This is a genomic window from Nonomuraea sp. NPDC003709, assembly GCF_040610775.1.
Lineage (GTDB): Bacteria > Actinomycetota > Actinomycetes > Streptosporangiales > Streptosporangiaceae > Nonomuraea > Nonomuraea angiospora_A.
This window is the reverse complement of the sequence record NZ_JBEXMW010000020.1, coordinates 56,641-83,064: the sequence shown is the minus strand read 5'-3', so window position 1 is coordinate 83,064 and position 26,424 is coordinate 56,641. Positions and strand designations below refer to the sequence as shown.

Below are 26,424 nucleotides of genomic sequence, written 5' to 3'. Positions count from 1 at the left end.
CCGGGCGCCGCCGTAGCCATGCGCGGCCGGAGTCAGGCGCCCGGTGGGGCGACGGCGTCGGGTGGGAGGTGGTGGGAGAGGCGCAGGAGGGTGAGGGCGGCCAGCGCGAGCAGGACGGTGAGCGTGCCCCACAGCAGCGCGGGCGCGGCGCCCAGCAGGGCCGAGAAGGCGGCCGGGGCGACGACGTTGCCGATGGCCCAGGTCTGCTGGTGGATCGCCAGGTAGCGGCCGCGGAGGGCCGGTGGTGCCGTCGCCGCGGCCAGGGCCCATGACGGGGTGGCGTGCATCAGCTCACCCGCCGTGAAGACGAGGGTGGCCGTCACCAGGGCGATGACGCGCGGTGGTCCCGGGGGGAACGCGGCCGCCGCGGCGTACGCGACGCACGACACGATCAGGACCGCCCCGCCGAGGGCCATGGCGTGGGTACGGCGGGCGGCGCCCTGCCGTCGCCGGACGGCGATCTGGCCCACGGCCACCAGGATCGTGTTGAGCGTGTACAGCAGGCCCAGCAGCCAGGCGGGGGCGCCGAGCACGGTGACGGCGTACACCGGCAGCGCGACCGGAAGGACCAGGCGTGTCAGCGTGAACGCCTGCTCGGCCGCCACCAGCCCGAGGAACGGCCGGTCCGCCAGGACCCGCCGGTACCCGCCGCGCTCCGGGGGCACCGGATCGATCGGTGCGCGCCGCCCCGCCAGGACCAGGCAGGCGGTGGCCACGACGAAGCTGGCCGCGTTGACCGACGCGATGATCACGAAGCCGGTCGTGCCGCCCAGCGACACCACCCCCGCTGACAGGAGCCCGCCCAGACCGAACGCGACGTTCCTGGCGGTCGACATCAGCGCGTACAGCCGGTCCCGGTCCGCGCCCGTGGCCAGGACCGAGATGTAGCCGCCGGAGGCGGGATAGTAGGCCCGATCTCCGAACGCGACCACCGCCGCGACCACGATCAACGCGGCGAAACCGTCCACGAACGGGTACGCGGCGAAGCCCAGCCCGCGCAGCACGTACGTACCCATCAGCACCCGCCGCGCGTCGAACCGGTCGATGAGCACGCCCGCCACCGGATTGGCGGCCAGCCCCACCGCGGCCGCGGCCGTCACCCCCAGCCCGACCACGGTCATGGGCAGGCCGGTGACCCGGTGGATGAACAGCAGGGTGAGCGGGTAGTACAGGCCGCTCCCCAGGGCGTCCACGAACATCCCGACGAGAAACGGCCGCACGCCCGACTGGCGCTGCGCGGAGGCGATCGACATGAGCAGGAGTATCAGCACGCGCGAGTGCCGTCGCGGATCGGCCGCCCGCCCTAGACGTTCTACGCCAATGGTCTTAGCACCCGGGTGAGCGCTGCGGCGATCCACGTAAAAGGCCAGGTCAGGAAGCGTGCGACACGCTCTTTGCGCGAATGGGGCCTATCGGTCGCGGGTATCGGTCGCATGCATCTCCGGCAACACCACAGGCCTGAAAGGGAGTCAGATGACCACGACCGCAGAGCGTACCGAGACGTCTGAGCGCGACACCGAAGAGCGGGAGGCGTTCGAGTCGCTGATGTTCGCCGCACTCGCGGCCCGCCGCGAGGAAAGCACCGAGATGGGCATCGAGCACCCGCTGCTGCTGGCCATGCTCATGCGCCGCCGCAAGGAAGGCGGGACGAGCATGATCGAGCACCCCCTCCTGCTCGCCATGCTGATGCGCCGCCGCGAAGAAGGCACCGAGATGGGCATCGAGCACCCGCTCCTCCTCGCCATGCTCATGCGCCGCCGCAAGGAAGGCGGGACGAGCATGATCGAGCACCCCCTCCTGCTCGCCATGCTCATGCGCCGCCGCTCGGAAGGCGAGGAGACCGGCATCGAGCACCCGCTGATGCTGGCCGCGCTCATGCGCCGCCGCAGGGAGAGCGGCATGAACATCATCGAGCACCCTCTCCTGCTCGCCGCGCTCATGCGCCGCCGCTCGGAAGGCGAAGAAGCCGGCATCGAGCACCCGCTGATGCTGGCCGCCCTTGCGGGCCGATAAGCACCGGATAACCGCCCGACAACCACCCGACGACCGCCCGACGACCGCGCCCGCCGGCCCGCAAGGAAGAACGCCGTCTCCTGGTTTCCCGGCAAGGGGAAATCGGGAGACGGCTCACACCGACGTAAAGGAGCACCTCATGGCGCCGGAGCAAACCGGTAACTCATCCGAGCACAACCCTCTGGAGTCCATGATCGACGACCTCATCCGCGACATCCTCAGCGAGTCCGGCCAGACCACCAAAGCCCGCACACGCGGCGTGGATCCCATGGCGAGCCTGATCGAATCGGCTCTGTCGTCGACCTCGCGTACGGCGTCGAAGGCGTCGCCGATGGAACGGCTCATGCTCACGCAGGTGCTGTCGTCCGCGTTGGCGGACGCGCTCGCGCCGGCGCTGGCAGAAGTCCTGGCACCCGAGATCATGAAGTCCCTGGAACATCATCTGTCTCCCGGCCCGACCAGCGGCATGGCTTCGACGCGCAGCCCCGCCAAAGGAGGAGCGGCGAGCAGGAGAAAGACCTGAGTCTCCGGCCGCGGCGACAGGGCCCGGCCGCCGTCCGGCGACAGCTCCGCGACGGCGGCCGGGCCCTGCTGCCTGACGGACCGGGGCAGGCGCCCGAAATCAGGGCCCAGGCGGCTTATGGCGCGTGCTGATCAGGTGGAATCATCGGCGCATGAACGCTGACGTCATCGTCGTCGGGGCCGGGCTGGCCGGCCTGGTGGCGACCTGCGAACTGATCTCCCGGGGCAAGAAGGTCGCCGTGGTCGACCAGGAGAACGCCGCCAACCTGGGCGGCCAGGCCTTCTGGTCGTTCGGGGGGCTGTTCCTGGTCAACTCCCCGCAGCAGCGGCGGCTGGGCGTGAAGGACTCCTTCGAGCTGGCCTGGAACGACTGGCAGGGCAGCGCCCAGTTCGACCGCCTGGACGACGAGGACTCCTGGGCCGTGCGGTGGGCGCGGGCCTACGTCGAGTTCGCCGCCGGGGAGAAGCGGGCCTGGCTGGACGGCCTGGGCATCAAGTTCCTGCCCACGGTCGGCTGGGCGGAGCGGGGCGACCTGCGCGCGGACGGGCACGGCAACTCCGTGCCGCGCTTCCACGTGACCTGGGGGACGGGGCCGGGGGTGCTGAAGCCGTTCGTCCGCAGGGTCCGGCAGGCGGTCGGCAGCGGGCTGGTCACCTTCCACCACCGCCACCAGGTGGACGAGCTGATCGTCAGCGGCGGAGCCGTACAGGGCGTGCGTGGCACGCTGCTGGCCGAGGACGACTCGCCGCGAGGAGTGGCCTCCAACCGCGACAGGATCGGCGAGTTCGAGCTGACGGCACCGGCCGTGATCATCACCAGTGGCGGCATTGGCGGCAACCACGACCTGGTGCGCCGCTACTGGCCGGAGCGGATGGGCAGCGCGCCGGAGAGCATGGTCACGGGCGTGCCGGCGTACGTGGACGGCCGGATGCTCGACATCAGCGCCGAGGCCGGGGCGCGGCTGGTCAACCGCGACCGCATGTGGCACTACACGGAGGGCCTGCGCAACTGGGACCCGATCTGGCCGGGCCACGGCATCCGGATCCTGCCCGGCCCCTCCTCGATGTGGTTCGACGCGCTGGGGCGGCGGCTGCCCGACCCCTGCCTGCCCGGCTACGACACGCTGAGCACGCTGCGGCACCTGCGCGGCACCGGCCACGACCACTCCTGGTTCGTGCTCACCCAGAAGATCATCGAGAAGGAGTTCGCCCTGTCGGGCTCCGAGCAGAACCCCGACATCACGGGCAACGACCGCAAGGCGTTCCTCCGGGAGCGCCTCCTCGGGAAGGGCGCCCCGGCCCCGGTGGAGGCGTTCAAGCGCAACGGCGCCGACTTCGTCGTGGCCGCCACCTTGGACGAACTGGTCGCCAAGATGAACCAGCTGACGCTCGAACCCCTGCTCGACGCCGACCTCGTGCGCCGCCAGATCGAGGCCCGCGACCTGCAGGTGGCCAACCCGTTCAGCAAGGACTCCCAGATCCAGGGCATCCGCAACGCCCGCCGCTACCTCGGCGACAAGCTGGGCCGGACGGTCGCCCCGCACCGGATCCTCGATCCCGCCGCCGGGCCGCTGATCGGGGTCATGCTCCACGTACTCACGCGCAAGACGCTCGGCGGCATCCAGACCGACCTCGACTCCCGCGCCCTGGGGTCGACCGGCGAGCCCGTCGACGGCCTGTTCGCGGCGGGTGAGATCGCGGGCTTCGGCGGTGGCGGCGTCCACGGCTACAACGCCCTCGAAGGCACCTTCCTCGGCGGCTGCCTCTTCTCCGGCCGCCAGGCCGGCCGCGCCGCGGCACGCTGAGCTACTTCCACAGATAGTCGTGACGCGGCGAGGCCCGGCCGACGAGGACGCCGCCGTCGCGGACCTGCCACTCCTGCTGCCCCTCGACCTCGTGGAACACGAGGAAGAGACCGCAGACGCGATCGCCGTCCGCGTCCGCGGGCGGCAGGGCGGCGATCCGGCGGATCAGCGCGAGAACCTCGCCGGATCGGCTCTCGCGGACGGCACGCGCGTAACAGGCGGCATCGAGCCAGCCCCCTTCGGGGAAGGCCCAGCCCTCCGTCTCGCCCTGCCGGATGATCCGCTCCGCCTCGGATCGTTGACCCGAGAACTCCAGCCAGCCGCGTATGTAGACCCACGCACTCATAACCACATGATGGCTTGCGGGAAGTCGAGAGCATTTGTCGGAATTGCCTGCGGAGGCCACCGCCCGGACGGCAGACTGTTGCCGCGGCCATCACGAGCCTTTCTCCGTTCTCTGACGAGAGCCCGCGGAGGGGGCCGGGGTGGCCGTCACCATTTCCCGGACACCCTCAGCCCAGCAGCCGCGCCTCCACCTCCGGGGCGAGGCCGACGCTCGGCCGGTCCGGGCGCGTCGGGGGCAGGCCGCCGATGCTCCGGAGCCACTCCCACGTGTCGGCCACCGTCTCCTCCAGCGGACGGCACCGCAGGCCCGCCGCCACCGCCTTGGACACGTCGCCCCCGTGCATGAAGTCGTAGCCCTCGCCCACCAGCCAGATCGGCAGGTCCGTCCACGGTTTCACGCCCGCCGCCAGGATCCGCTCGGCCGCCACCCAGCGCAGCTCCGCGTCCGATCCGGTCACCTTGACGCAGGTCTCCAGGAGCTGCCTCATCGTCGCGAACCCCGGCGGGCTCACCACGTCATAAGCCCCGCCGAGCCCGCGCCCGGCCGCCGCCAGGCACCAGCCGGCCAGGTCGCGGACGTCGATGTACTGCAGGCCGAGGTCGCGCGGCTCCGGGGCGAGCACCGGGCCGCCGCGGGCGATCCGGCTCAGCCACCAGGGCATGCGCCCGATGTTCTCGTACGGGCCCAGGATCAGGCCCGCACGGGCCAGCAGCGCCCGGTCCCCGAACGCCGCGACCGCCCCGGCCTCCGCCCCCGCCTTGTCCTTGGCGTAGTCGCCGTCGCCGTCGTCCGCCGCCACCGCCACGACCGGGGCGCTCTCGTCCGCGCCGAACGGCACCGGCGGCGCGTACACCGACCGGCTGGACACGTAGACGTAATGGCCGGCCCGGCCGGCCAGGAGCGACGCGGCCGCACCGACCGCGGCCCGCGCCCACGACCAGGTGTCGACCACCACGTCCCACTCCCCGCGCTCCAGCGCCGCCAGCCCGCCGGGGGCCGTGCGGTCGCCGCGCAGCGCCGTCACGCCGGCCCCCGGCTCGTGCGTGCCACGGTTGAACGTCGTCACCTCCCAGCCCAGCGCCACCGCCTCATCGACGAACGCCCGCCCCACGAACTCCGTGCCGCCCAGCACCAAAAGCCTCATGGCATCCACCATGGCCTGCCGGGTTCGGGCGCGGTAGGTGTGCACGCCCTCAGCGGAATCGCCACCAGCGAATATGCCGGGGCGGACGCGGGCCCGGTCATGTTGCGACGGCCCTGCGCGGGTAAATGTCACAGACAGTGATGAAGTCGGGACGGGACGGGATGGTGAGACGGCTGTTTCCACGCTCGATCCGCGCACGCCTGACCACGGTCGCGACCTTGATAGCGGCCGTGGTCTTCATCGCGACCGCCACCATCACGCTCGCCACCGTGCCCGACAACCTGCGCAACATGGTCCAGACGAGGGTCGAGCTGGCGGCACGGCGGGTCGCCGCCGAGGCGCGTACCGGAAACCTGCCCCCGGTGCTGGAGACGCCGTCACGCGTCCGCATCCTCCAGGTGGTCTCGGCGGACGGCAGGCTGCTCGCGAGCAGCCCCGGCCCGGCTCAGGGCCTGCGGCTGGCGGATCTCAAGCCCACCTGGCCCCAGGTCGTCCGCGTCGGCGAGCGCACCGTGTCCCGCAGCCCCGACGAGCCCGAGACCCACTACCTGGTCATGGCGATCGCGGCGCAGACTCCTCAAGGGCCTGTGACGGTCTACGGGGCGTCCTCGCTGACCGACGTGGACCGAGCCCTCAACTGGATATATGTCCTGGTATTCATTGGCACTCCGCTCGTCCTGGTGAGCGTGGCGGGCATCACCTGGGTCTCGGTCGGGTCCGCGTTGCGCCCCGTCGAACGCATCCGTGCGGAAATGGCCGAGATCACCGGCCAGGACCTCAGCAGGCGCGTGCCCGTGCCCGACACCGGCGACGAGATCACCGACCTGGCCGCCACCACCAACGACACCCTCGACCGCCTCGAACGCTCCGCCGAGACCCAGCGCCGCTTCGTCGCCGACGCCTCCCACGAGCTCCGCAGCCCCATCTCGGCCCTGCGCGCCCAGCTGGAGGTGGCCCACGCCTACCCCGACGAGACGGACTGGCAGGCCACCGGCGAGCAGGCGCTGGCCGCCGCCGACCGCCTGGCCGGCATCATCGACGAGCTGCTGATGCTGGCCCGGCTGGACGCCGGCGCGCTCAGCGAGCGCCGCGTGGTGGACCTGGCTCGCGTGGCGATGGACCACGTCCGCCGCCGCGAGGGCAACCGGGTGCCCATCATCCCCGACGTGTGCGCCGCGGCGCCCGTCCACGGCTCCCTCATGCAGCTCGACCGCCTGCTGACGAACCTGCTCGACAACGCCACCCGGCACGCCGCCACCCGCATCGACCTGGAGGTGGCCGTGGAAGGCGACAAGGTGATCGTCACCGTGACCGACGACGGCGACGGCATCCCGCCGCAGGACCGGGAGCGGGTCTTCGAACGTTTCACCCGCCTGGCCCCCGCCAGGGCCAAGGACAAGGGCGGCAGCGGCCTCGGCCTGGCCCTGTGCCGCGACATCGCCGCGGCCCACGACGGCACCCTCACCGTCGCCGACCACTCGCCCGGGGCCCGCTTCGTGGTCGTCCTCCCCCTTTACGGGGAGCCGTGATCGGCCGCGGTCTGCCGTAGGCTCGCGCCCATGGATCTGCGCCAGCTCGCCGCCGAGATCGAACCCATTTCCAGCCGGTACGCGGACAAGCTCGGGATCGAGCGCGACGACGCCTGGTTCCTGCTCAAGCTCCAGGAGGAGATCGGCGAGCTGACCCAGGCGTTCCTCATGCGCTCCGGCCGAGCCAGGACCAAGGGGCGCACGGCGGACGAGCTGGACGCGGGGTTCCGGGAGGAGCTGGCCGACGTGCTGTGCCACGTGGTCCTCCTGGCCCACCATCACGGGGTGGACCTGGAGGCGGAGGTGGCGCGCAAGTGGCTGGCCTGGAAGCGCTGATGCGTGCGCCGTTACGGCGGCCAGGCCCGTGCGGGTCAGCGGGCGTCACCCTGGAGGCCCTTCGCCACGTGCGGCGGGTGGTGCCGCCCGTGCTCTGCCGTACAGGATGAAAGAGCCCCGCCACGTGCGGCGGGAAAAGGGGCGGCCCGCCCGGGAGGAAACGGGCGGGCCGGAGGGCAGAGGGGTCAGTTGACGGCGGTGATCCGGTTGGTGGCCGGCGGGGCGATGGGGTTGTCCTTGCCGAGCTGCTCGACGAAGGCGTCGATGTCCAGCGGCCCGCTCCACAGGTCGGTGCCGTCCTTGAAGCCCGCGAAGGCGTCGCCGCCGCCCACGAGGAAGTTGTTCGCGGCGACCCGGATCGACTGCGTGTCCGTCACCGGCACCCCGTCGATCTTCATGTCCGACACCTTGGAGCCCCAGGCGGCGCTCCGGCTGTAGGTGTAGGTGAAGTTCGCCGACGGCTGCAGGATCTTGGCGAACGGCTGGTTGTTGGGACCGCCGGTGAACTGCTGCTCGAGCACGGTCTTGAGCTGGGCGCCCGTGAGCGTGACGACCTGCATGAGGTTGTTGAACGGCTGCACGGTGAACGCCTCGCCGTACGTGACGACGCCGTCGCCCTCGTTCGCCGGGGACGTCGCGTACGTCAGGGACGCCCGCACCCCGCCCGGGTTCATCAGGGCGATCTGGGCGTTGCCGCCGGTCTTCGTCCCGGCCAGCTGGCCGTCGGCGATGAGGTCACCGAGCGCGGACTCGCCGGACGGCGCGGCCGTGTTCGTGATGTCGGCGGTGATCTTGCCGACGGGCTTGTTGGCGACGGGGGCGACGCGGTCCTTCCACGTCTGCACGAACGTCGAAATTTCGGGATCCGGGGTGACTGTCCGGGTCACGACGTGGTTGTCCGCGACGACCGAGGCGCGGTCGATGTCCCGCGTCTTGACGTTCACGTTCAGGTCCACCTGCGTGATGACCCGCCCGAACGAGCCGCCCTGCGAGTAGACGCGGTCGTTGCCCGCCGGGTCCTTGACCTTGCACAGGTACGCCTGGTGGGAGTGCCCGCTGAGCACGATGTCGATCTCCGGGTCCACCTGCGTGGCGATGCGGTTGCCCGCACCCGGGACGGCGCTGCAGGCGTCGGGCGACTGGCCCGCGTTCACCTGGTCGCCCTCGTGCATCAGTACGACCTGCGCCTTCACCCCGACGAGCTTGAGCAGCTTCGAGGCGACGTTCGCGGCCTTCACCTCGTCCACGAACTTGAGGTCCTTGATCCCCTCGGCCGTGACGATGTTCGGCGTGGTCTGCGTGACGAGGCCGATGAAGCCGATCGGCACGCCGTTCATCCACTTGATGCTGACCGGCGGCAGCGCGGGCACGCCCCAGTCCGACAGGACCTGCTTGACCTGCGCCGAGTCCGAGCCGCCGAGGGCGGCGAGCGCGTCGGTCTTCTCGTTGCGGTTCTTGAACAGGACGTTCGCGCCCACGTAGTCGAACTTCGCGCCCTTCCACGGGCCGGCGGGCGAGCAGCCGTCCACCGGGTGGCAGCCGCCCTTCATGATGCGCCGCAGCTCGGTGTAGCCCTCGTCGAACTCGTGGTTGCCCACCGCGGCCACCTTGAGCCCCAGCTTGCCCATGAACTCGACCGACGGCTCGTCGTGGTAGGCCGCCGAGATCAGCGGCGTCGCCCCGATGAGGTCGCCCTGGGCCACGGCGATGGTGTTCTTGTCGGCCAGGGCCTTCATGTGGGCGGCGACGTACGCGGCGCCACCGGCGTCCACGGTCTGGCCGTTCTCGTCCACCATGCGGCCGGAGGATCCGGTGGGGGGTTCGAGGTTGCCGTGGAAGTCGTTGAGCGCAAGCAGCCGTACGGGCACCGTACGAGGGGCTTTGCTCGCGTCCGCCGGGAGCGTGGCGAGCATGACCGCACCCGAGGCGACGGCTCCGGCCAGCGCCAGCCGGAGGAAGGAACGAGACGTCATGGCCCAAGACGTTACGTTGGGAACCTATGCAGCCAATGGCGCAAAGGTAACGATTTGCCAGGCTGTCACATGGCGTTATTTGCCAGTCATACGCCTAGAGTTCGTTCTGTGAGCGAACGGGGGATTGGCGCCACGTGATCGCTCACAGCGAAGGAGGGCCTGTGGGCGAGCATGTGAAGGTCAGGGAACGGCTCGATGACACCGAGGTCGCCTCGGTGCTCGGCCTGGTGGAGGCGGCGACGGAGGCCGACGGCGTCCGGCCGCTCAACGAGCACGTGATGCTCCATCTCCGCTACGGGGGCGACCCGCAGGCCCGGTCCCTGCTCCTGGAGGCGGACGGCACGCTCGTGGGCTACGCCCACATCGACCCGACGGACGAGGTCGAGGGCCCGAGCGCCGAGCTCGTCATCCACCCCGCCCACCGCCGTCAGGGCCACGGCGCGCGCCTGCTGAGCGCGGTCGCGGAGCTGGCGGACGGGCGGCCGCGCCTGTGGGCGCACGGCGACCACGCGGGCGCCGGGGCGCTGGCGGCCGCGTTCGGCTTCGAGCGGGTGCGCTCGCTCTGGCAGATGCGCCGCTCCCTCTTCGCCCCTCTTGAGGCTTCCGCCCTGCCCGACGGGGTCGTGCTGCGCACGTTCGTACCGGGTCAGGACGAGGAGGCGTGGCTCAAGGTCAACGCCGCCGCCTTCGCCCACCACCCCGAGCAGGGCGCCTGGACGATGGACGACCTGCTCCGCCGCGAGCAGGAGCCCTGGTTCGACCCTGAGGGGTTCTTCCTGGCCTTCCGCGGCGACCGGCTGGCCGGCTTCCACTGGACGAAGATCCACGGCTCCTCCTCCCACGGCCACGAGCCCCTGGGAGAGGTGTACGTCGTGGGCGTCGACCCCTCGCAGCAGGGCACCGGCCTGGGCAGGACGCTGACCCTGGCCGGGCTGTGCCACCTGCGCTCGCGTGGCCTCGCCCAGGCGATGCTGTACGTGGACGAGGCCAACACGGCGGCGATCAGGTTGTACGAGTCCCTCGGCTTCAACCGCTGGGACGTGGACGTGATGTACGCGCCCGCCGAAGAGGCGGCTACTCCACGATCGAGTGAAGGATGAAGTAGGAGACGGCGGCCACCAGGGCGGCGGCCGGGATGGTCAGGATCCAGGCGGTCACGATGTTCCCGGCGATCCCCCATCGCACGGCGCTGAGCCGCTTGGTGGCTCCCACGCCCATGATCGCCGTGGTGATCGTGTGCGTGGTGGAGATCGGCGCCCCGAACCCGATGGCCGCCCCGTACAGGACCGTCGCCGCCGCCGACTCCGCGGCGAAGCCCTGGGGCGGGTCGAGCGCGATGATGCGCCGGCCCAGCGTACGCATGATGCGCCAGCCGCCCGCGTACGTCCCGAGCGAGATCGCCCCGGCGGCGGCCAGGATGACCCACTGCGGGATGGGGTCGGACGGGTTGGCGAACCCGCCGACGGTGAGCGCCAGGAAGATGACACCCATGGTCTTCTGCGCGTCCTGCAGCCCGTGCCCGAGCGCCATGGCGGCGGCCGAGACGGTCTGCGCGTAGCGGAAGCCGCGGTTGGTCTTGCCCGGCTGGCTGTTGCGGAAGATCCAGTAAATTGCGATCATGATCAGGGCCGCCAGCGTGAACCCGATCAGCGGCGACAGCACCATCGGGATGACGACCTTCTCGACCACGCCGTCCCAGTGCACCACGCTGGCCGAGGCCAGGGCGGAGCCCACCAGTCCGCCGATGAGCGCGTGACTGGAGGAGGAGGGCAGGCCGAAGTACCACGTGATCAGGTTCCAGGAGATCGCACCGATGAGCGCCGCGGCCACGACGACCAGCCCGTGGGGGCCGTCCGGAGCGTCGATGATCCCCTTGCCGACCGTCTGCGCGACCTGGGTGCCCAGGTGGGCGCCGATGAAGTTCATGGCCGCGGCCATGAACAGCGCGGCCCTGGGGGTCAGGGCCCGGGTCGAGACGGAGGTTGCGATGGCGTTCGCCGCGTCATGGAACCCGTTGGTGTAGTCGAATACCAAAGAGATGACGACCACGCCGATGACGAGGGCGAGCGTGAGGTCCACTACTGGGCCTAGCTTTCCTTGACCGCGATCGACTCGACGGTGTTGGCCACGTGCTCGAAGGCGTCGGCCGCCTCTTCGAGGGCGTCGACGACCTCCTTCATCTTCATGACGGTGAGCGCGTCGTACTCACCGCTGAACAGCTTGGCCAGCAGCCTCCGGTAGACCTGGTCGCCCTGGTTCTCAAGGCGGTTGACCTCGATCCAGTACTCGTTGAGGTTCTTCATGGACCGCAGCCGCGGCATCGCCTCGGCCGTCAGCTCGGCGGCCCGCTCCAGCACCTCGACCTGCCTGACCACGTCTTTCGGCAGGTGGTCGAGCTGGTACAGGACGATCAGGTCGGAGGCCGCCTCCATGGCGTCCATCACGTCGTCGAGGTTGGACGCGAGTCGGTAGATGTCCTCACGGTCGAACGGAGTGATAAAGCTCTCATTGAGCCGGTTCATGATCGCATGGGTGCGTTCGTCCCCGGCGTGCTCGCATGCACGCATCTTCTCGGCCAGGGCCTCCCTGTCCGATCCGTCACTGATGATCTCTACCAGCAAACGGGATGCGGTGACCAGGTTGTTCGCGGAGTCTGCGAACAGGTCGTAGTAGCTGTCCTCACGTGGCGTGAGACGCAGGCGCACGTCGTTCTCCAGATGTGCGGGGATGGTCCGTGGAAAGGGTACGGGCTACCAGGCGAAATGCGAACTTCATGTCCCCTTCTCCTACTGGTTACCCTGCGTATGTTGTGCGACACCCGGGACAGAGGGTACTTTGGTGTCTTTTTTGTCACGTTACCGGGGGACCGATATCAAACCTTGGTCCGATGGAAGTCCCGGAACGACCTCGACGGCGTCGGCCCCCGCTGCCCCTGATACCGCGACCCGTACTTCGCGGACCCGTACGGGTGCTCAGCGGGCGAACTGAGCCGGAACACGCACAACTGCCCGATCTTCATCCCCGGCCACAACTTGATCGGCAACGTGGCCACGTTCGACAGCTCCAACGTCACATGCCCGCTGAACCCCGGATCGATGAACCCCGCGGTCGAATGCGTCAGCAACCCGAGCCGCCCCAGCGAACTCTTCCCCTCCAGCCGCGACGCCAGATCATCCGGCAACGTCACCACCTCATAGGTGGAGGCCAGGACGAACTCCCCCGGATGCAGGATGAACGGCTCATCCCCGTCGGGCTCGACCATCCGCGTCAGATCCGGCTGCTCGACCGAGGGGTCGATGTGCGGGTACCGGTGGTTCTCGAAAACCCGAAAGAATCGGTCAAGCCGTACGTCGATGCTGGAGGGCTGGATCATGTCCCGGTCGAACGGCTCCAGCCCGAGCCGGCCGACTTCGATCTCGGCAAGGATGTCACGGTCAGATAGCAGCACGGTGAGCAACCTACCGTCCGATCGGAAACTCTGTGGGGTTGGGATTGCTGTTGTGCGCCAAGTTTCCGCTACAGTGGGGGACGCGGCTTCGGGTCGCATGCGGGTGTAGTTCAATGGCAGAACATCAGCTTCCCAAGCTGACAGCGCGGGTTCGATTCCCGTCACCCGCTCTCACTATGAAAAGCCAGGTCAGGGATGGTTTCCCGACCTGGCTTTGATCGTTTCTGGGCTCTCTTCGATCTTCCGTGCAATTAGCGTGCAATTAGCCCACGGGAGCCAGCACACCCGCCGAGCCGTCATCGTCGCCCTCGTCGTGCTGCTTGAGCTGCTGATCGATGGCATTCGTGATCACCTGGTCAGCGCCCCTGACCGCGTGCTGGTAGATCATGGCCGCCCTGACGTTGTCGTGCCCCATCCGGGCCATCAGGTCCTTGAGACCGGCCCCCGACATCGCGGCCAGCATGTTCCCGGTGTGACGGAGATCGTGGAAGTGCAGACCGGGGAGCCCCATGTCCTTGACCACGTCCACCCAGCGCGTACGGGTGTTGAACCCACTACGCCGCATCGGCCCGCCCTTCGCTGCCGGGAACATCAGTGCCCCCGGCTCGTCCTGGACGTAGGTGTCCATGTGCTCTTTGAGGACGGGGATGATGCTCTCGGGGATGCCCACGGTCCGCCGGCCCGCCTTGGACTTGGGAGGCCCGAGGAGCAGCCCACCTGTGGAGCGTTCCACGAAGGCGACACGCACGCGAACGGCCTTGACGACGAGGTCCACGTCCATCCGACGCAGCGCGCTGACCTCTCCCCACCGGAGACTCGCGAACGTGGCCAGCAGGACCATGCCACGGAACCGGCGATCTTGATCGGAATCCGCCCTGCCGTCACGGGCCATCTCCCACAGCGCCCGCTCAGCTTCTGCCCGGGTCAGGAAGATCTCAGGATGCGTCCGCATCTCCCCGTGACGCTGGAACCGTAGCCGGTAGGCCCCGTCCTTGACCTTGCGCACATTGCCGAAAGGACGACGGCCGAGGCGGTCCGCCAGTTCGAAGACCTGAGGAACGGTCAGCACTGGACGCTCCTCAGCGTGCTCAGCGTCCGCCCCGCGGATCCGGCACGGGTTACGAGGGATGATCCCGTCGTCCTCCGCAGCCGTCATGAGCACAGCCCGTAGGAGCCTGTACGCCTTCGCCAGCATGGTCGGTGACACGCCCTTGCCGAGCAGGTCGGCCCGCCACCTCCGGACCATGGCGGTAGAGAGCTTCCCGAGCTGGACAGTGCCGAGGTAGGGCGTGATGTGCTTGTTCAGCGTCCAGGTGTAGAGATCGACGGTCCGCGGACGCAGGCCCGGACGTTCCTTGATCCACATCTCGGCGTAGTCCTTGAGCTTGATCTTGCCTCGCTCGGGGTCGATCCAGTCTCCCTTGACGATCTCGGCCTCGATGAGGGAGAGCGCACGTTCCGCGTCGCCCTTCCGCTCGTAGGTCTCCGGAGCGTTGTGGCGCCGCCCGTCCGGACCAAGGTAGGACGCTTGATACCGGCCGGAGGGAAGCTGACGGATGTTGCCGAAACGTCGGTGGTTCGGCTTGTTGCCCTTGGCCATCAGGCAGCCCTCCCTGTGACGTCATGGCTTGTGAGCGGTGCGACGGTGCCCGCGACGACGAAGGCGATCAGTGCGGACTCACGGATGCGGACGTGCCGCCCGACCTTCACGAACTCGATCCGGCGTTCGGCGATCAGTCGGCGGACGAAGCGAACCGAGGTGCTGAGCAGTTCGGCCGCTTCCGGAACGGTGAACAGTTGGTCCAAGATCTCCTCCTCTCAGGCTGCCTTTGGAGTTGCCGAAAGTTCTTCGAGCTGTCTCAGGTGAGCGCGCCATCGCTGGCGTTCGGCGATGGATCGGAGGAGCCGGACGCCGATAGGAGCGACATCGGGATCGCCCGGTCTGACCGGCTGCCAGACGTAGCGATGCGGATCGGTGGGCTCGTCGACCTGGCCGAGCGCTTCAAGGACCCAGGTCCGGCGGTCCTGCTTGTGTTCGGCGAGCGTCTTGTTGCTCCACTTGCGGGAGACGAGGACCCGGCGACCGGCGTAGCCGAGGTGCTCGGGCTTGTGGGCCTTGGATCTGCACTGGCCGGGGACCATGCCCGGCTTGGCGTTCTTGGGCTGCACGCCGTATCGCAGCCAGTTCGGGCAGGTCGGCGAGCACGGCTCGTAGCGCAGGGCATCGACGAAGCGGGCCGCGTGCTCCCGCTGAGCCTGACCATCCAAGGTCTCGCCGAGGCTCTTCGTCAGATACTTGGACAGGTAGCGGATGCACTGGTCAGCGTCCGGCGACCCAGCGAGCACGCCCTTGACGTCCACCTGATCGCCGAAGCGGATCACGTGCATGGGCTCGTCGCCGAGCTGGTCGAGAGCTTCGTCCCAGGTGGGCAGGACCTCGCCCGTGTCAGGGTCCACGTAGCCGACGCCGTCGTTCCAGACAGGCAGGTGCTCGCCCTCGAAGCGCGCTTCATCTGCCTGGGGCCACCAGATCTGGTGATAGGTCGCCGCCGCGATCTGCTTCATCTCGGCGCGCGGCAGGGTGCCTCGGACGGCCATGTGCAGATGCGGAGCGAGCCGCTTCTGAGGCTCCACCGTGGCGAAGTACTGCACGTCATAGCCAGCGACCCGGCGAAGGTTCTGCACGAACCGGTCCACGAGCTTGGAGAAGTGCAGCGCATCACGAGCTGCCTGAACGTAGTCGTACGTGTCTGGATCGATGGGAGCGCCGTTCATGATCTTGCCGTAGCTCGGCAGGGTGAGCGTGACGAACAGCGAGGGCCGGTAGGTCCTGCCGTCCGCCGCCTCGAAGGTCCGGCCCAGAGTCGTGCTGGCCATCTTCCGCTTGGGCAGGTCGGGCGCGTCTTGGCGGCGTTTCGTCGAGCGGACCCGCTTGGACCCCGTTCGGCCCAGCACGTTGCCGCGCATCCCGGCCTCATTGATCTCGATGTCGAGCCCGGTGAGCACGGCGTCCAAGTCGGAGGTGTCGCCGCCGGCCTTTTCCTCCTCGTCGCGCTTGGCCTGCATGTCGGCCCGGAACTCGACGAGCCAGCGCTGTCCATCGGTCGTCTCGTCGGGCGTGATGATCGGTTCCTCGTCGAGGTGCCAGCCCTCACGGCACTGCGCCATCCGGAGCTGCCGGTTGCGCTTGGCGCACGGAGGACACTTGCTCTCCAGCGGCGAGCCGCACGGAACATCGACGACCTCTGACATGCCGGTCGTCATGTCGAGCCGCTTGAGCGCCACGGGCCGGATGCAGACGCCGTAGAGCTTGGCGATCTCCTCGGCCACGTCGCGGGCAAGCGGTTGAGCCATGCGGACGGCGCGCGGAGTCTTGCGGTCGGTCAATGGACCTCCTCTCCGATCTCGGGGAACGTGAGCGCGGTCTGTCCGCACTCGGAGCACTCGACCAGGCCACGCAGCGAGTCGAGCCAGAGGACATTCAGCGCGCCGTACAGAGCGCAGCGCAGGCCGTCGAGGAAGTGAGCCAGCGTCATCGGGCCTCACCGACCATCGCGCGGATGTCGTCGTCGGAGACGTACGCCGCACGGACGCGGATCGGATCGGGACTGGTCTCCAGCCGCACATATCCGACTCCTGCGCCCTGCTCCGGACGAGGAGAGATGCGATCGGCCAGCGCGCCCCGATCCCTCGCCCCGTCACCGAGCACCATGTCCACCTGCTCCGACTCGTCGAGCCGAAGAGCGATCTTGTCCGGGAAGAGGTTGCGGATGTTCATGACCTCCTTGCGAGGGTCCTGGAGAGCCGCCAGGACGCCAACGCCGACCGCGCGTCCCTGAGTAGTCAGCGTGGCCAGGGCAGCGGAGATCCGTTGCCTGAGCTGCCTGTCGGACTGGTAAGCGGTAAGGAACGCCACCTCGTCGACCACGACCAGGACGAAGGGGTCGTCGAGGGTAGGCGTGTGCGATCGCTGTACTCCGGCGAAACGAGCCGCGCGCTTATGCATGACACTCACGGCCTCGTCGAGCAGGTCAGCGCAGTCGGCGGGATCGGCCGCGTACCGACCGCCGAAGAGTGCCTTGCCGTACGACAGCTCCATCAGCTTCGGGTCGAGCGCCCAGATCTCGACCAGGCCCGCATGCATCGCAGGCATGAGCCCACGAATCGCTGACCAGATGATCGAGCCCTTGCCCGCCCCCGTGGCCCCAGCGACGAGGACATGAGTCCCATGCAGCCGGAGTAGCCACGGAGAGCCGTCCTCTTGCCTGCCGATCTCGACCGGTCCGACAGTCGATGTGTCTGGAATCGGAAGCGCTGCCATCGGCGTGGCCAGCGGATCGTGGTGCGGAAGGGTCAGCAGGAGTTGACCGGCCTTGACCACCGAGACGCGGCATGTCTCCGACCCGAAGCCATGGGACAGGTTCTCGACCCTGTCGGCCCAGTCCTTGACCGCCTGGCCGTCGAGCATGCGGACGGTGAGCCTGTCGGCCCAAGAGTCGGAGGTGACCTTGACCAGCCGCGGAACGTACTCCCGCCCGCGTATGTGCCGAGCCAGCCCGGCGACGGTCATGACCGGTTGCCAGCGCCGCCGATAGATCCAGAACCAGCGACCGAAGGCGACCAGCCGCCAGCCGATCCACCGCGCGAACGTCGGCCTGTCGAGGATCGCCCAGGCGCCCATGGCCACGAGAGCCGGAACGACGAGCAGCAGCGCGACGCGCCACCCGTACACGAGGCAGAGCCCTGCGGGAGTGGAGATCGCAGCCAGCGCGACGGGGTGCCGCCAGACGAGGCGGAAAAGGCCGGCTACGAACCGGGCGGTGAAGATGACCAGGGTGATGATGGCCGGGGTCTGCACCACGGCCGGTTTGAAGACCACCGCCGTGTCAGGGGTGGTGGAGACGATGCGGTGCGGCTCGTCGCCGGGCATCCTCTTGAGCATTAGGGTGAAGTCCTTCCAAGCATGTCGCGCGTGTACGGAAGACCGAGGGGCCGCCGGAAGTTGCCGCTTCCTGCGGCCCCGCTCAACATCAGGCCGCCTCGTCTGCGGTGGCCTTGCCTGACTGGCTGGAGTGCAGCCGCTCGCAGTCGGCCAGGTATCGAGCGGCGGCGTTGAAGATCTCGCGAGCGATGGCCAAGTCGTCGTCGGTCACCGGCCCCGAGGTCGAAACGGTCACCGAGGCGTCCGAGGCGTCCAGGTCGAAGCAGGGCTTGCCGCTGTCTCCGAGCCAGGCGCGCGCCCGCAGCTCCGCCGAGCAGAAGGCGACACTGACCCGTGAGGGCCGATCGGGACGCATGGAGACGGTGACGTAGGTGTACGGGCTGAGCGTCATCGACCAGCCACCCCCAGCCCGTTCGGGAGACCGTGGAACATGCGCTCCACCGCAACCGCGAACATGGCAGCCTCCCGCGCCAGACTCCGAGCGAACTCGACGTCGTCGAGGGTGACGTGATCGTTGGCCGACGTGGTGACGAGCACCTGTGTGCCGCCGAAGACAAGCCCCAGGACCGGCGACCGCTGCGGATACGGATGGTTCCGAACATCAGCGCCCTGTCCGACCTTGAGAGCGATCGTGCTGACCGGACGGGCCTTCCGCCGCCCCATCACGCCGCGTCCTTGGCAGTGGCTGTCGCCTTACCGGCCGGACGAGGAGCACGCATCTCGCGGACCTTGATCGAGTACGCCAGCCGCCCGGCCTGGTTGACGTACGGCGTTGCGGTCATGTGGTCGAACTCGACCGGCGTGAACGGCAGCCCAGCCATCGGAGCCGGAGGAACCGGCTGCGCCGGGCTGAGGATCTTGACGGAGACGGTCTTCTGTGCCGCCTTGAGCGTGGGGTCGGCGTCCATGACGCTGACCTGCCAGACGAGCTCTCCGCTCTGCTTGTCGCGGGTCTGGACGAAACGCCCGTTGGTCGAGGCGTCGAAGTCCTTGACGGGCTCGACCTCGCCCACGATGTAGCAGCCGTGCGGGAAGACCATGTCGAACGTGACGGGGATGGGACCTTGCAGTGCCATGAGGCTTGCTCCTAGCTAGTCGTCTTGTCGCTAACTCGTCTTGTCGAGTTGTCATGAAGGTACCCGCAGGTCAGGGACTTGACAACATGAGTTAGCGGGATTTCTTCAAGATCTTTTTATGGGCTATGACAAATCCATCTATAAGCCATTGCGGCAAAGAGGATGGACCGGTTTAATGACGACCAACTCCACGTGATCTCCAAGGCTCACACGGAGACCATGTGGCAGTCGCGCCGATGTGGGACCGTGCAAGGAGTGCGAGATCTCGAAATTACGGTACGACCTCAATCACGCCCGCGACATGTCGCTCAGAAGCGAACCCGACGATGAGCCCATAGGCCCATTACCAGGCGGTCGAGGGGTTAACATCGCCAAGATCAAAGCCCATAATCGACAGCTAGCCAGACATAAGCTGACACAGCAGGAAGAGAACGCATTAAAGCGAAGAATCGTGTTGGCTCGGGCTGAGCGCAGGGAACAGGAGCGCCGCAGAAACGGGCTCTGAACTAGAGCGAATAAGAGTCTTCCAGCTCGTGAAGGTCTCCGGGCAGCACGAGGTCTACGACGAGCACGGGTCGCCCCCCGCCGTTGAAGACGCTGGCCAGCACCCCGAGAACTGGCGCAGTCTTGCGGATTTCCATGAACTTGGCTTCATCCGCCGAAGGGTGTCGAGCGGTCAGTCGTTCGACGACATGTTGGAGCTTGAGGCCCTTGCTCGCCTGGAGATGTTGCCTGATGCCGGCAGTGAGCGGCTGCGCCTCGCTGAGCTGCGTTCCTTCGGCCTGATGCGCTGGACACCACACAGTGAACAGGTCTGTCGGTCGCTCATCATCCCGAAAGAGAACACGGCGCCGTACCACTGTGGACCCCTCCGGTACGTCCAACAGCTTCGCGATCCCAGCAGTAGCCGCTAGTGATCCAGCGTCGATGACCGTGCAGTTCTCGTCGGCTTCCACGCGGTCCAGAACGGCTCGTCCCGGACGGGGATTCTGGTTGGACGCGCCCGGTGGGGCAGCCTTAACGAAGGACCCCTTGCCGTGCTCTCGTTCGATAACCCCGCGGAGCTGAAGAACTTGGAGGGCCCGGACGACCGTCGGGCGGCTCACCTTGAACTCGCGGACAAGCTGCGTCTCGGAGGGCAGCAGAGAGCCGGGCGGATAGGTCCCGTCCGCGATCTTCTGCCTGATCGTCTGCACGATCTGGGCGTACTTCGGTGGCGCGAACTCTTCAGAGGACATGACGACCATCCAACAACTCGACTTGTCGTAAAGCCTAGTTCGAGATGAACGGTCTGTCTCCTCCTCGCGCACAGGAACCGTACGGACTGGTGAGGGACTGTCTGACTGCGCGACAGCAGTCCCCCACCAACCCAAGGCACGACGAGATGGGCACCCCTCCGCACCCCTCGCCGCGCCCGCTTATCGGGCCCGACCTTCGAGAAGGGCTATCCAGACGCCTTGCGCCTCCTTGCGCAGCCATCGGTACGTCTCATGGACCTGTGTTGTCCCGGCCCTTCGCCGAGTCCGGCGGATGAAGGAGTGGCCCGCCGCATGGCACAGTTCGTAGACCGTGTCCTTGCAGTCACAGGTGTAGGCGGTCACCCGAACCAGGTCCTCCGCCTTGTGGGGCTGTTGCCAGACCAAGCGCATGTGATCCGGTTGCGGCGGAGCGACATGGAAGCTGAAGCAGTCGGTGTCCATCGTCACGACAACGCACCGGCCTCTCCGCTCCCGTTGCACCGCCAGCAGTCGTCCTGGTGCCTGTCGTCCGAGACGGCGACATCGGGGTTCTCCGCCACCACAACAGCCCGACGAAGGCTGACGTATTTCCAGCCCCGTCCCGAGCAAGAGTCGCATCGCGCAGTCATGCAACGAGGATTGCCCGAGGGACTGTCACGTCTCGATCGCCCGCGAGTACCGTCTGTGATCGACTCGTCTCCGTTCGTCTCCTCTGTGTCTCGTCCGAGCCCGTCTCTGTCGCTAACCTGAGCATGTATGGCACCCCAGCCCGAGGCGCGGATCATGACTGACCAGCCGATCCTGTTGAAGACCCTCTTGACGCAACGCCACTGGCAGACCTACAGCACGTTCTGTAAGGAGTACGACAAAGCCGCCAAGAAGGTGGACCCGTCGTTGCAGGGTGGTTGGCCGAGCCGCGCTCAGCTCCATCGATGGCTGACCGGCGAACTCAAGGGTCTGCCCTACTCCGGCCACTGCCGCGTCTTGGAAGCGATGTTCCCGGGCAAGTCGGCACGTGAGCTGTTCTCCACGAACGCCGTCGAAGTCCCCACGCCGAGGACACAGCCAGAGCCAGCCCGAAGCGCCGGCCCCGACGTTGCAGCCTGCGCGATGCCGCAGATGGCCGACGTAACCGCGGTCTTCAGCAGCCGTTCCGCCTTCTCATCCGCGTATCCCCCATCGACAATGTTCGACAGCGCGAAGGAGATCAACGCGGCGGGACTGTCGCTCAACATCATCTGCCAGAGCTACCCCGACCATCAGCTCAGGCGCCTGCTGGACTCCGGCACCCGCATCCGCTGCCTCTTCCTCGACCCCAAGGGCCAGGCGATCCGCGCCCGCGAAGCAGAAGAGCGCTATACCGACAACACTCTGACGACCCTCACAGCCCTCAACATCACCATGCTGACCAGGCTGCGCGATCGACTCGACACCGCCTCGGCCCAGCGCCTCGAACTCCACGTCTACGACGAGACGATCCGCTTCAACCTGCTGATCGTTGACCGGGCCCTCTGCGTGGTCCAGCCGTACCTACCGCAGTCCCGCGGAGTCGACTCGCCAACCTTCGTGATCAAAGACAACACCGCCGCGGAGGGGTTGTTCCCCGTCTTCGACCAGGTGTTCAGGGATATGTGGGAGCGGAGCAAACCTGTATGACCATCGACGCCCGAACTCTTCTCCCCATCGCCGAACGCGCTGTATCGATCGCCAGCGCGATCATCAGAACCAAGGCTCCAGGCGTCGTCACCGCCAAGGGCGACCGCGACATGGCGACCGAGGTGGACTACGCCGTCGAGCACGCCATACGGGAATTCCTGTCTCGTGAGACACCCGAGATCGGATTCCTTGGTGAGGAGGAGGGTGTCAGTCGGACAGGCGATGGCCTGATGTGGGCGCTGGACCCCGTGGACGGGACGGCGAACTTCCTGCACGGCATCCCGTTGTGTGGGGTGTCCTTGGGCCTGGTGGACAAGGACATGCCCACGCTCGGGGTGATCGATTTGCCGTTCCTCAACCTGAGTTACTCGGCCGTCGAAGGGGCCGGCGCACAAGCCAACGGATCTCACATTCAAGTGAGCGACGCCCGCGACCTGGAAACTGCCATCGTCGCCATCGGCGACTACGCCGTGGGCAAGAACGCCCAGGAACAAAACAAACCACGACTCGCTCTGACCCAAGAGCTAGCCGCACGCGTCCAGCGCATACGGATGTTCGGCTCAGCCGCGATCGATCTCGCGTGGGTGGCAGACGGCAAGATCGACGCCAACATCATGCTCAGCAACAACCCATGGGACACCGCCGCAGGCGTCATCATCGCCCGCGAAGCCGGGGCCACAGTGATCGATCTCGACGGCAGCCCACACAGCATGACCGCTCACGCGACCATCGCCGCAAGCCCCAAGCTCGTAGCCGACCTCGTGGAGCTCATCGCCGAAGCTCGCGAGGCCACAAGGCATAGCCAGCACACTGCCGAATAGCTCTTGTAGGTATCAAGGCGGCGGCGCACGCGCCGCCGCGCGGCCCGAGCTTGCGGGCCGCGCGCTGCGCGTGCGGCCTGGGGGCCGTTCTCGCGCGCGCCCGCCACTCGGACCGCCAGGGCATCGCCCTGCTTCGCGATGTACCGTCTTGCGTCGCGAAGTTCGCGAGGTTCGCGACCAACTTGCAAGCGCTTCCGCTAGCCTCAAAGCAGTGCGTTGCGTGCGTGCACGGATTCCGTGCACGCACGCAACATCAGAATGGAACTCGTCACCAAGTGATTAAGGGCAAGTTCCTGACTGCGATGAAGGCGCCGACTGCTACAGCGACCGCTAGCAGCAGTAGGCACATTCGGGCGGTACGGCCCCAGTTCGATGCCGCGAACCGGGCCGTCCGTCCGAGTTCTCTGAACGCGCTCACTATCCCTCCTTCCTTACAACGAAAAAGCGCTCCAGGGACCCCGCCAATCGAGTGATCTTCGACATCACTCGGACGAGACACCTGTAGCGCTTAGACAAACTCGCTCCGCAATGCACCCGCTGCTTCTCTCGTCGAGCCTGAACGAGATGCCACGTCGAAGATGGCGATGCAGGGTGGTAGTTATGCATTGCTTCGCGAACCAAGGCTCAAGATATAGCTGATCCATTCGCGTTGCGAGCAAAACAGAGAAGTTGCCTCCGGCGGGGCACTCCGGCTCCGGGATGATCGAGGTGCGTGAGACGAGGTCCGAGGGTGGCTGAGGTGGAAGCCTGATCATCCCGCCCGCCATCGACCCGGGACAAGCCGAGCAGACCAGGGCCACGGGGCCAAGGTCGTTCCTCCGGTTGGGGGCTCCACCTTGTCCCCGTGGCCCTGGCCCGCTTCCCCTTCGGGCGGGTCGACGGCAGACGGGATGATCAGGGCGCAGGGTGTGCGCGTCGCGTGAGAAACCCCAGGTCGCTGGCTGATCACCGTGCAATTAGCGTGCAATTAGACAGGGTAACGAGGGGTCAACCACGGTCACTCGCGACCGGCTTTCCGTCCAGCTCAGGACCCTCACGTGCCGCGATCCTTCCAGTTCCCAAGCTGACAGCGCGGGTTCGATTCCCGTCACCCGCTCTCATCGTGAAGGCCCAGGTGGGGATATGAATCCCGACCCGGGCCTTGATTGTTTGCGGAGTGATTCGATCTTCGCGGGCCATTAGCTCTTGATCACCCTGTGGGGACCAGCGCGCCCGCCGTGCCCTTGTCGTCGTCATCGTCGCGCGCTTCGAGCTGCCGATCGATGGCGTTGGTGATCGCCTCGTCGGCTCCCCTGACAGCGTGCTGGTAGATCATGGCCGCTCGAACGTTGTCATGTCCCATGCGGGCCATGAGCTCTTTGAGCCCCGCGCCAGACTCGGCGGCCAGCATGTTGCCCGTGTGCCTCAGATCGTGGAAATGGAACCCCGGCAGGCCCATCTCCGTGACGACATCCACCGCACCGAGTGCGGGTGTTGAAGCCGTTGCGGCGCATCGGTCCGCCCTTGGCCGCTGGGAACATGAGCGCGCCCGGCTCGTCCTGGACGTAGGTGTCCATGTGCTCTTGGAGGACGCGGACGATGCTCTGCGGAATGCCGACCGTCCGTCTCCCGGCCTTGGACTTGGGCGGTCCCAGCACCAGTCCGCCCACAGAGCGCTCGACGAAGGCGCCTGCTGGACTCCGGCACCCGCATCCGCTGCCTCTTCCTCGACCCCAAGGGCCCGCACAGCGGCCCGTCGCGTTGCCCGCCGCCCCGAGCATGCGGCCTGGGGGCCGGTCCCGGGCGGCAGCAGCACCGGGCCGCCACGCCGACCGTCGGACCCGCCGTACCCAGCAAGCCCGCCGACCCAGCACCACGCCGCCGCGCAGATGCAGCCCTACGATCGCCACGTGTGGGCCGGCCTCCGCTGATGGTTGGGGGCGATCGACGATCCAGTGCTTCGTTCCTCAGCAGCGGCTCACCGGATAGCGGCCGCCTGTCCGAACTTCCACCCTCATCCCCGCACCCGTAGCCTGTCATCGGCCCGACTCACGATCATGCCCTCGTCGACAGGAGCGCACGCATGAGCGCCATGCACGACTACTACCGCGCCCCCGATCGCGCCACCGCAACCTGGCGACCGAGCCAGTTACGGGCACCGGCCAAACCCTTGCCCGACGCTCCAGCGTTCGACGTCGTGGAAACCAAGTGGATCGATCCCACCGGGTCTTTCGGCGAACTCGTGGCCGTCGTCAAGGGCGTCCCCTACTCGAACGACCTGGTCGAGACCATCACCTTGTACCCGCCGCCCGAAGGGGCTCCAAAGACCGAAGACGAATGGCTAGCGCTGCCGGAGGACTCCCCCTATCGCGAGGGACCAGAGATCGAAGAACTCTCGGTGAGCGTCCGCGACGCACTGGCCGAGGTCGATGACGACCGCCTGCCCGAAGTGGCCCAGCGATGGATGAATGAAGATGCCTCCAGCTTCCACGGCGGTGACCACGTGCTCGATCTGGTCAAGGAGTTCGTCGCGCTAGCGCGAAGGGCCAAAGAGAGCGATCAACTGCTCTACTGCTGGTGGATCCCCGGCTAATCACGATCCTGTACAGACACTGAACGCCTCGATTCACCAGAGTTGGAGCAGTCATGGTGGAGCGCTTGGCAGATGAACGTCCAACTCCGGAGGTCGAAATATCAGGCCCAGGAGTGACCTTCATCAGGCTCGCGCAGTGCGAGCGTCCACACGACGACGCCTTGATGTTCTTCCTTGCTCAGGCCGAGTCAGCCACGCTTCACGCCGAGGTAACTGTGGAGACAATCATGGGAGACGGGCTCGCCGACTTCCTCGAGAACCTGGTGACCGACTTCAAAGGGTGGCGCGGAACGCGGACATGGACGTCCTATAGAGCTGATCTTCAGCTGGAAGCCATCCACTCTGGTTACTGGGTGGATCTCCGCTGGACCCTTCGCTTTCCGAATCCGAGCGAGGATCCGGACGACATGTGGTCCGCCACCGTTCGCACCCCGATTCTCCCTGGAGAGGCCTTGACCAATCTCGCGCGTGAGGTTCGCAGCTTCCTCTACGACGAGTGAGCTATGCATGCCGAGGCCAAGCCCTTGATCGTCGTGCCATTAGCGTGCCATTAAAGGCGGTGACGAGGGGGCAACCACGGTCACTCATGACCGGCCTCAGACCCAGGTCAAAGCTCTTATGAGGCGAGATCCCTGCAATTACCAAGCTGGCAGCGCGGGTTCGATTCCCGTCACCCGCTCCACGTACGAAGGCCCAGGTAGACCGACGAAGTCGGAATCTGAGCCTTGATCTTTGTTGGGCCAGATGCAACCGGGCCAGGCAGACCATCCACGTCCCCGTCATCATCGTGGCCTACCGGATGAGCCCTACCGCTCCGGACAACGCCAATCTCGACCATCCTGAGTGGATCAACATCCTGAACTCGGCTGGCGCCGCCCACCCGGCCTTGTCCCCCGGCAAGCGCAGCTTGTGACGAAACTCCGCGCAACGCCCTTGCACATAGGAGCGTCAGGCGCGTGGGGTGCGCGCGTCGCGCGAACAAGACCAGGTCGCGGGAGAAAGG

At 67.4% G+C, this 26,424-nt stretch carries 27 protein-coding genes and 1 tRNA gene; 11 read left to right on the top strand and 17 right to left on the bottom strand.

What is annotated here, in order from left to right; genetic code table 11:
• Positions 1 to 32: 32 nt before the first annotated feature.
• Entirely contained in the window at positions 33 to 1,253 is a 1,221-nt protein-coding gene (locus ABZX61_RS45460) for an MFS transporter (RefSeq protein ID WP_355204190.1), read from the bottom strand.
• A gap of 220 nt (positions 1,254 to 1,473) precedes the next feature.
• On the opposite strand from ABZX61_RS45460, the gene ABZX61_RS45455 reads away from it, so the two are divergent.
• The 3 genes from ABZX61_RS45455 to ABZX61_RS45445 all read left to right on the top strand — a co-directional run bounded on the left by ABZX61_RS45455 (position 1,474) and on the right by ABZX61_RS45445 (position 4,340).
• The gene (locus tag ABZX61_RS45455; RefSeq protein ID WP_355204187.1) at positions 1,474 to 2,013 is read left to right on the top strand and encodes a hypothetical protein; all 540 of its coding nucleotides are present in this window, start codon (positions 1,474 to 1,476) and stop codon (positions 2,011 to 2,013) included.
• Between the two features lie 139 nt (positions 2,014 to 2,152).
• On the top strand, positions 2,153 to 2,536 hold the full coding sequence (locus ABZX61_RS45450; protein ID WP_355204184.1) for a hypothetical protein: 384 nt from the start codon (positions 2,153 to 2,155) through the stop codon (positions 2,534 to 2,536).
• A gap of 151 nt (positions 2,537 to 2,687) precedes the next feature.
• Positions 2,688 to 4,340 (top strand): FAD-binding dehydrogenase, encoded by a 1,653-nt coding sequence (locus ABZX61_RS45445; RefSeq protein ID WP_355204182.1) that lies wholly within the window; start codon positions 2,688 to 2,690, stop codon positions 4,338 to 4,340.
• Between the two features lies 1 nt (position 4,341).
• On the opposite strand, the gene ABZX61_RS45440 is transcribed toward ABZX61_RS45445, so the two are convergent.
• Together ABZX61_RS45440 and ABZX61_RS45435 are read right to left on the bottom strand one after the other, a co-directional pair.
• A complete protein-coding gene (locus ABZX61_RS45440) occupies positions 4,342 to 4,686 on the bottom strand; it encodes a hypothetical protein (RefSeq protein WP_355204180.1) in 345 nt (114 codons plus the stop codon).
• Between the two features lie 166 nt (positions 4,687 to 4,852).
• Positions 4,853 to 5,830: an NAD-dependent epimerase/dehydratase family protein gene (locus tag ABZX61_RS45435; protein WP_355204178.1), complete on the bottom strand. Its 978-nt coding sequence runs from the start codon at positions 5,828 to 5,830 to the stop codon at positions 4,853 to 4,855.
• A 161-nt stretch (positions 5,831 to 5,991) separates the two neighbouring features.
• On the opposite strand from ABZX61_RS45435, the gene ABZX61_RS45430 reads away from it, so the two are divergent.
• Entirely contained in the window at positions 5,992 to 7,359 is a 1,368-nt protein-coding gene (locus tag ABZX61_RS45430; protein ID WP_355204175.1) for an ATP-binding protein, read from the top strand.
• A 30-nt stretch (positions 7,360 to 7,389) separates the two neighbouring features.
• The gene (locus ABZX61_RS45425) at positions 7,390 to 7,695 is read left to right on the top strand and encodes a pyrophosphatase (RefSeq protein ID WP_355204173.1); all 306 of its coding nucleotides are present in this window, start codon (positions 7,390 to 7,392) and stop codon (positions 7,693 to 7,695) included.
• Between the two features lie 185 nt (positions 7,696 to 7,880).
• Here the strand turns inward: ABZX61_RS45425 and ABZX61_RS45420 are convergent, their stop codons facing one another.
• The gene (locus ABZX61_RS45420; protein WP_355204170.1) at positions 7,881 to 9,668 is read right to left on the bottom strand and encodes a bifunctional metallophosphatase/5'-nucleotidase; all 1,788 of its coding nucleotides are present in this window, start codon (positions 9,666 to 9,668) and stop codon (positions 7,881 to 7,883) included.
• A 161-nt stretch (positions 9,669 to 9,829) separates the two neighbouring features.
• On the opposite strand from ABZX61_RS45420, the gene mshD reads away from it, so the two are divergent.
• Positions 9,830 to 10,768 (top strand): mycothiol synthase, encoded by a 939-nt coding sequence (mshD, locus tag ABZX61_RS45415; protein ID WP_350733102.1) that lies wholly within the window; start codon positions 9,830 to 9,832, stop codon positions 10,766 to 10,768.
• Here mshD and ABZX61_RS45410 read toward each other — a convergent pair.
• The 3 genes from ABZX61_RS45410 to dcd form a co-directional block, all read right to left on the bottom strand.
• Positions 10,743 to 11,747, bottom strand: coding sequence for an inorganic phosphate transporter (locus ABZX61_RS45410; RefSeq protein ID WP_355204167.1), 1,005 nt, complete (start codon positions 11,745 to 11,747; stop codon positions 10,743 to 10,745). The two genes, mshD and ABZX61_RS45410, sit on opposite strands and share 26 nt — an antisense overlap.
• Before the next feature lie 8 nt (positions 11,748 to 11,755).
• Positions 11,756 to 12,373, bottom strand: coding sequence for a DUF47 family protein (locus ABZX61_RS45405; protein ID WP_043625094.1), 618 nt, complete (start codon positions 12,371 to 12,373; stop codon positions 11,756 to 11,758).
• 167 nt (positions 12,374 to 12,540) lie between these two features.
• A complete protein-coding gene (gene dcd / locus ABZX61_RS45400) occupies positions 12,541 to 13,116 on the bottom strand; it encodes a dCTP deaminase (protein WP_350733098.1) in 576 nt (191 codons plus the stop codon).
• Positions 13,117 to 13,215: 99 nt separating this feature from the next.
• On the opposite strand from dcd, the gene ABZX61_RS45395 reads away from it, so the two are divergent.
• Positions 13,216 to 13,286: transfer RNA gene (locus ABZX61_RS45395), tRNA-Gly, on the top strand.
• A gap of 92 nt (positions 13,287 to 13,378) precedes the next feature.
• Here ABZX61_RS45395 and ABZX61_RS45390 read toward each other — a convergent pair.
• From ABZX61_RS45390 to ABZX61_RS45350, 9 genes are all read right to left on the bottom strand, one after another.
• Entirely contained in the window at positions 13,379 to 14,716 is a 1,338-nt protein-coding gene (locus tag ABZX61_RS45390) for a site-specific integrase (RefSeq protein ID WP_355204162.1), read from the bottom strand.
• Positions 14,716 to 14,922, bottom strand: coding sequence for a helix-turn-helix domain-containing protein (locus tag ABZX61_RS45385; protein WP_355204159.1), 207 nt, complete (start codon positions 14,920 to 14,922; stop codon positions 14,716 to 14,718). Before ABZX61_RS45385 ends, ABZX61_RS45390 begins: the two co-directional genes overlap by 1 nt.
• A 12-nt stretch (positions 14,923 to 14,934) precedes the next feature.
• Positions 14,935 to 16,470, bottom strand: coding sequence for a replication initiator (locus ABZX61_RS45380; protein WP_355204548.1), 1,536 nt, complete (start codon positions 16,468 to 16,470; stop codon positions 14,935 to 14,937).
• A 29-nt stretch (positions 16,471 to 16,499) separates the two neighbouring features.
• The gene (locus ABZX61_RS45375; protein WP_355204157.1) at positions 16,500 to 16,652 is read right to left on the bottom strand and encodes a hypothetical protein; all 153 of its coding nucleotides are present in this window, start codon (positions 16,650 to 16,652) and stop codon (positions 16,500 to 16,502) included.
• Complete coding sequence (locus ABZX61_RS45370; RefSeq protein ID WP_355204154.1) at positions 16,649 to 18,058, bottom strand: FtsK/SpoIIIE domain-containing protein; 1,410 nt, start codon at positions 18,056 to 18,058, stop codon at positions 16,649 to 16,651. The genes ABZX61_RS45375 and ABZX61_RS45370 overlap by 4 nt, the downstream gene beginning before the upstream one ends.
• 88 nt (positions 18,059 to 18,146) lie before the next feature.
• A complete protein-coding gene (locus tag ABZX61_RS45365) occupies positions 18,147 to 18,449 on the bottom strand; it encodes a hypothetical protein (RefSeq protein ID WP_355204152.1) in 303 nt (100 codons plus the stop codon).
• Positions 18,446 to 18,721 carry a hypothetical protein gene (locus tag ABZX61_RS45360; protein ID WP_355204149.1) on the bottom strand — a complete coding sequence of 92 codons (276 nt, stop codon included), beginning with the start codon at positions 18,719 to 18,721 and terminating at the stop codon, positions 18,446 to 18,448. The genes ABZX61_RS45365 and ABZX61_RS45360 overlap by 4 nt, the downstream gene beginning before the upstream one ends.
• Positions 18,721 to 19,134, bottom strand: coding sequence for a plasmid replication, integration and excision activator (locus ABZX61_RS45355; protein WP_355204147.1), 414 nt, complete (start codon positions 19,132 to 19,134; stop codon positions 18,721 to 18,723). Before ABZX61_RS45355 ends, ABZX61_RS45360 begins: the two co-directional genes overlap by 1 nt.
• A 506-nt stretch (positions 19,135 to 19,640) precedes the next feature.
• On the bottom strand, positions 19,641 to 20,372 hold the full coding sequence (locus ABZX61_RS45350; RefSeq protein WP_355204145.1) for a GntR family transcriptional regulator: 732 nt from the start codon (positions 20,370 to 20,372) through the stop codon (positions 19,641 to 19,643).
• 756 nt (positions 20,373 to 21,128) lie between these two features.
• Here ABZX61_RS45350 and ABZX61_RS45345 point away from each other — a divergent pair.
• Together ABZX61_RS45345 and ABZX61_RS45340 are read left to right on the top strand one after the other, a co-directional pair.
• Positions 21,129 to 22,028 carry a DUF5919 domain-containing protein gene (locus ABZX61_RS45345; RefSeq protein ID WP_355204143.1) on the top strand — a complete coding sequence of 300 codons (900 nt, stop codon included), beginning with the start codon at positions 21,129 to 21,131 and terminating at the stop codon, positions 22,026 to 22,028.
• On the top strand, positions 22,025 to 22,849 hold the full coding sequence (locus tag ABZX61_RS45340) for an inositol monophosphatase family protein (protein WP_355204141.1): 825 nt from the start codon (positions 22,025 to 22,027) through the stop codon (positions 22,847 to 22,849). The genes ABZX61_RS45345 and ABZX61_RS45340 overlap by 4 nt, the downstream gene beginning before the upstream one ends.
• Positions 22,850 to 24,038: 1,189 nt before the next feature.
• Here ABZX61_RS45340 and ABZX61_RS45335 read toward each other — a convergent pair.
• Positions 24,039 to 24,305: a tyrosine-type recombinase/integrase gene (locus tag ABZX61_RS45335; RefSeq protein WP_355204139.1), complete on the bottom strand. Its 267-nt coding sequence runs from the start codon at positions 24,303 to 24,305 to the stop codon at positions 24,039 to 24,041.
• 606 nt (positions 24,306 to 24,911) lie between these two features.
• On the opposite strand from ABZX61_RS45335, the gene ABZX61_RS45330 reads away from it, so the two are divergent.
• Together ABZX61_RS45330 and ABZX61_RS45325 are read left to right on the top strand one after the other, a co-directional pair.
• Positions 24,912 to 25,421, top strand: a complete 510-nt coding sequence (locus tag ABZX61_RS45330) for a hypothetical protein (protein ID WP_355204136.1) — start codon at positions 24,912 to 24,914, stop codon at positions 25,419 to 25,421.
• A 53-nt stretch (positions 25,422 to 25,474) separates the two neighbouring features.
• The gene (locus tag ABZX61_RS45325; RefSeq protein WP_355204134.1) at positions 25,475 to 25,921 is read left to right on the top strand and encodes a DUF6228 family protein; all 447 of its coding nucleotides are present in this window, start codon (positions 25,475 to 25,477) and stop codon (positions 25,919 to 25,921) included.
• Positions 25,922 to 26,424 lie beyond the last annotated feature (503 nt).

Bases quoted from the DNA above. Each gene is read 5' to 3' on its own strand.
- ABZX61_RS45460 (WP_355204190.1), bottom strand. From the start codon at position 1,253: ATGTCGATCGCCTCCGCGCAGCGCCAGTCGGGCGTGCGGCCGTTTCTC.
- ABZX61_RS45455 (WP_355204187.1), top strand. From the start codon at position 1,474: ATGACCACGACCGCAGAGCGTACCGAGACGTCTGAGCGCGACACCGAA.
- ABZX61_RS45450 (WP_355204184.1), top strand. From the start codon at position 2,153: ATGGCGCCGGAGCAAACCGGTAACTCATCCGAGCACAACCCTCTGGAG.
- ABZX61_RS45445 (WP_355204182.1), top strand. From the start codon at position 2,688: ATGAACGCTGACGTCATCGTCGTCGGGGCCGGGCTGGCCGGCCTGGTG.
- ABZX61_RS45440 (WP_355204180.1), bottom strand. From the start codon at position 4,686: ATGAGTGCGTGGGTCTACATACGCGGCTGGCTGGAGTTCTCGGGTCAA.
- ABZX61_RS45435 (WP_355204178.1), bottom strand. From the start codon at position 5,830: ATGAGGCTTTTGGTGCTGGGCGGCACGGAGTTCGTGGGGCGGGCGTTC.
- ABZX61_RS45430 (WP_355204175.1), top strand. From the start codon at position 5,992: ATGGTGAGACGGCTGTTTCCACGCTCGATCCGCGCACGCCTGACCACG.
- ABZX61_RS45425 (WP_355204173.1), top strand. From the start codon at position 7,390: ATGGATCTGCGCCAGCTCGCCGCCGAGATCGAACCCATTTCCAGCCGG.
- ABZX61_RS45420 (WP_355204170.1), bottom strand. From the start codon at position 9,668: ATGACGTCTCGTTCCTTCCTCCGGCTGGCGCTGGCCGGAGCCGTCGCC.
- ABZX61_RS45390 (WP_355204162.1), bottom strand. From the start codon at position 14,716: ATGGCCAAGGGCAACAAGCCGAACCACCGACGTTTCGGCAACATCCGT.
- ABZX61_RS45380 (WP_355204548.1), bottom strand. From the start codon at position 16,470: ATGGCTCAACCGCTTGCCCGCGACGTGGCCGAGGAGATCGCCAAGCTC.
- ABZX61_RS45375 (WP_355204157.1), bottom strand. From the start codon at position 16,652: ATGACGCTGGCTCACTTCCTCGACGGCCTGCGCTGCGCTCTGTACGGC.
- ABZX61_RS45370 (WP_355204154.1), bottom strand. From the start codon at position 18,058: ATGCTCAAGAGGATGCCCGGCGACGAGCCGCACCGCATCGTCTCCACC.
- ABZX61_RS45365 (WP_355204152.1), bottom strand. From the start codon at position 18,449: ATGACGCTCAGCCCGTACACCTACGTCACCGTCTCCATGCGTCCCGAT.
- ABZX61_RS45360 (WP_355204149.1), bottom strand. From the start codon at position 18,721: ATGGGGCGGCGGAAGGCCCGTCCGGTCAGCACGATCGCTCTCAAGGTC.
- ABZX61_RS45355 (WP_355204147.1), bottom strand. From the start codon at position 19,134: ATGGCACTGCAAGGTCCCATCCCCGTCACGTTCGACATGGTCTTCCCG.
- ABZX61_RS45350 (WP_355204145.1), bottom strand. From the start codon at position 20,372: ATGTCCTCTGAAGAGTTCGCGCCACCGAAGTACGCCCAGATCGTGCAG.
- ABZX61_RS45345 (WP_355204143.1), top strand. From the start codon at position 21,129: ATGGCACCCCAGCCCGAGGCGCGGATCATGACTGACCAGCCGATCCTG.
- ABZX61_RS45340 (WP_355204141.1), top strand. From the start codon at position 22,025: ATGACCATCGACGCCCGAACTCTTCTCCCCATCGCCGAACGCGCTGTA.
- ABZX61_RS45330 (WP_355204136.1), top strand. From the start codon at position 24,912: ATGAGCGCCATGCACGACTACTACCGCGCCCCCGATCGCGCCACCGCA.
- ABZX61_RS45325 (WP_355204134.1), top strand. From the start codon at position 25,475: ATGGTGGAGCGCTTGGCAGATGAACGTCCAACTCCGGAGGTCGAAATA.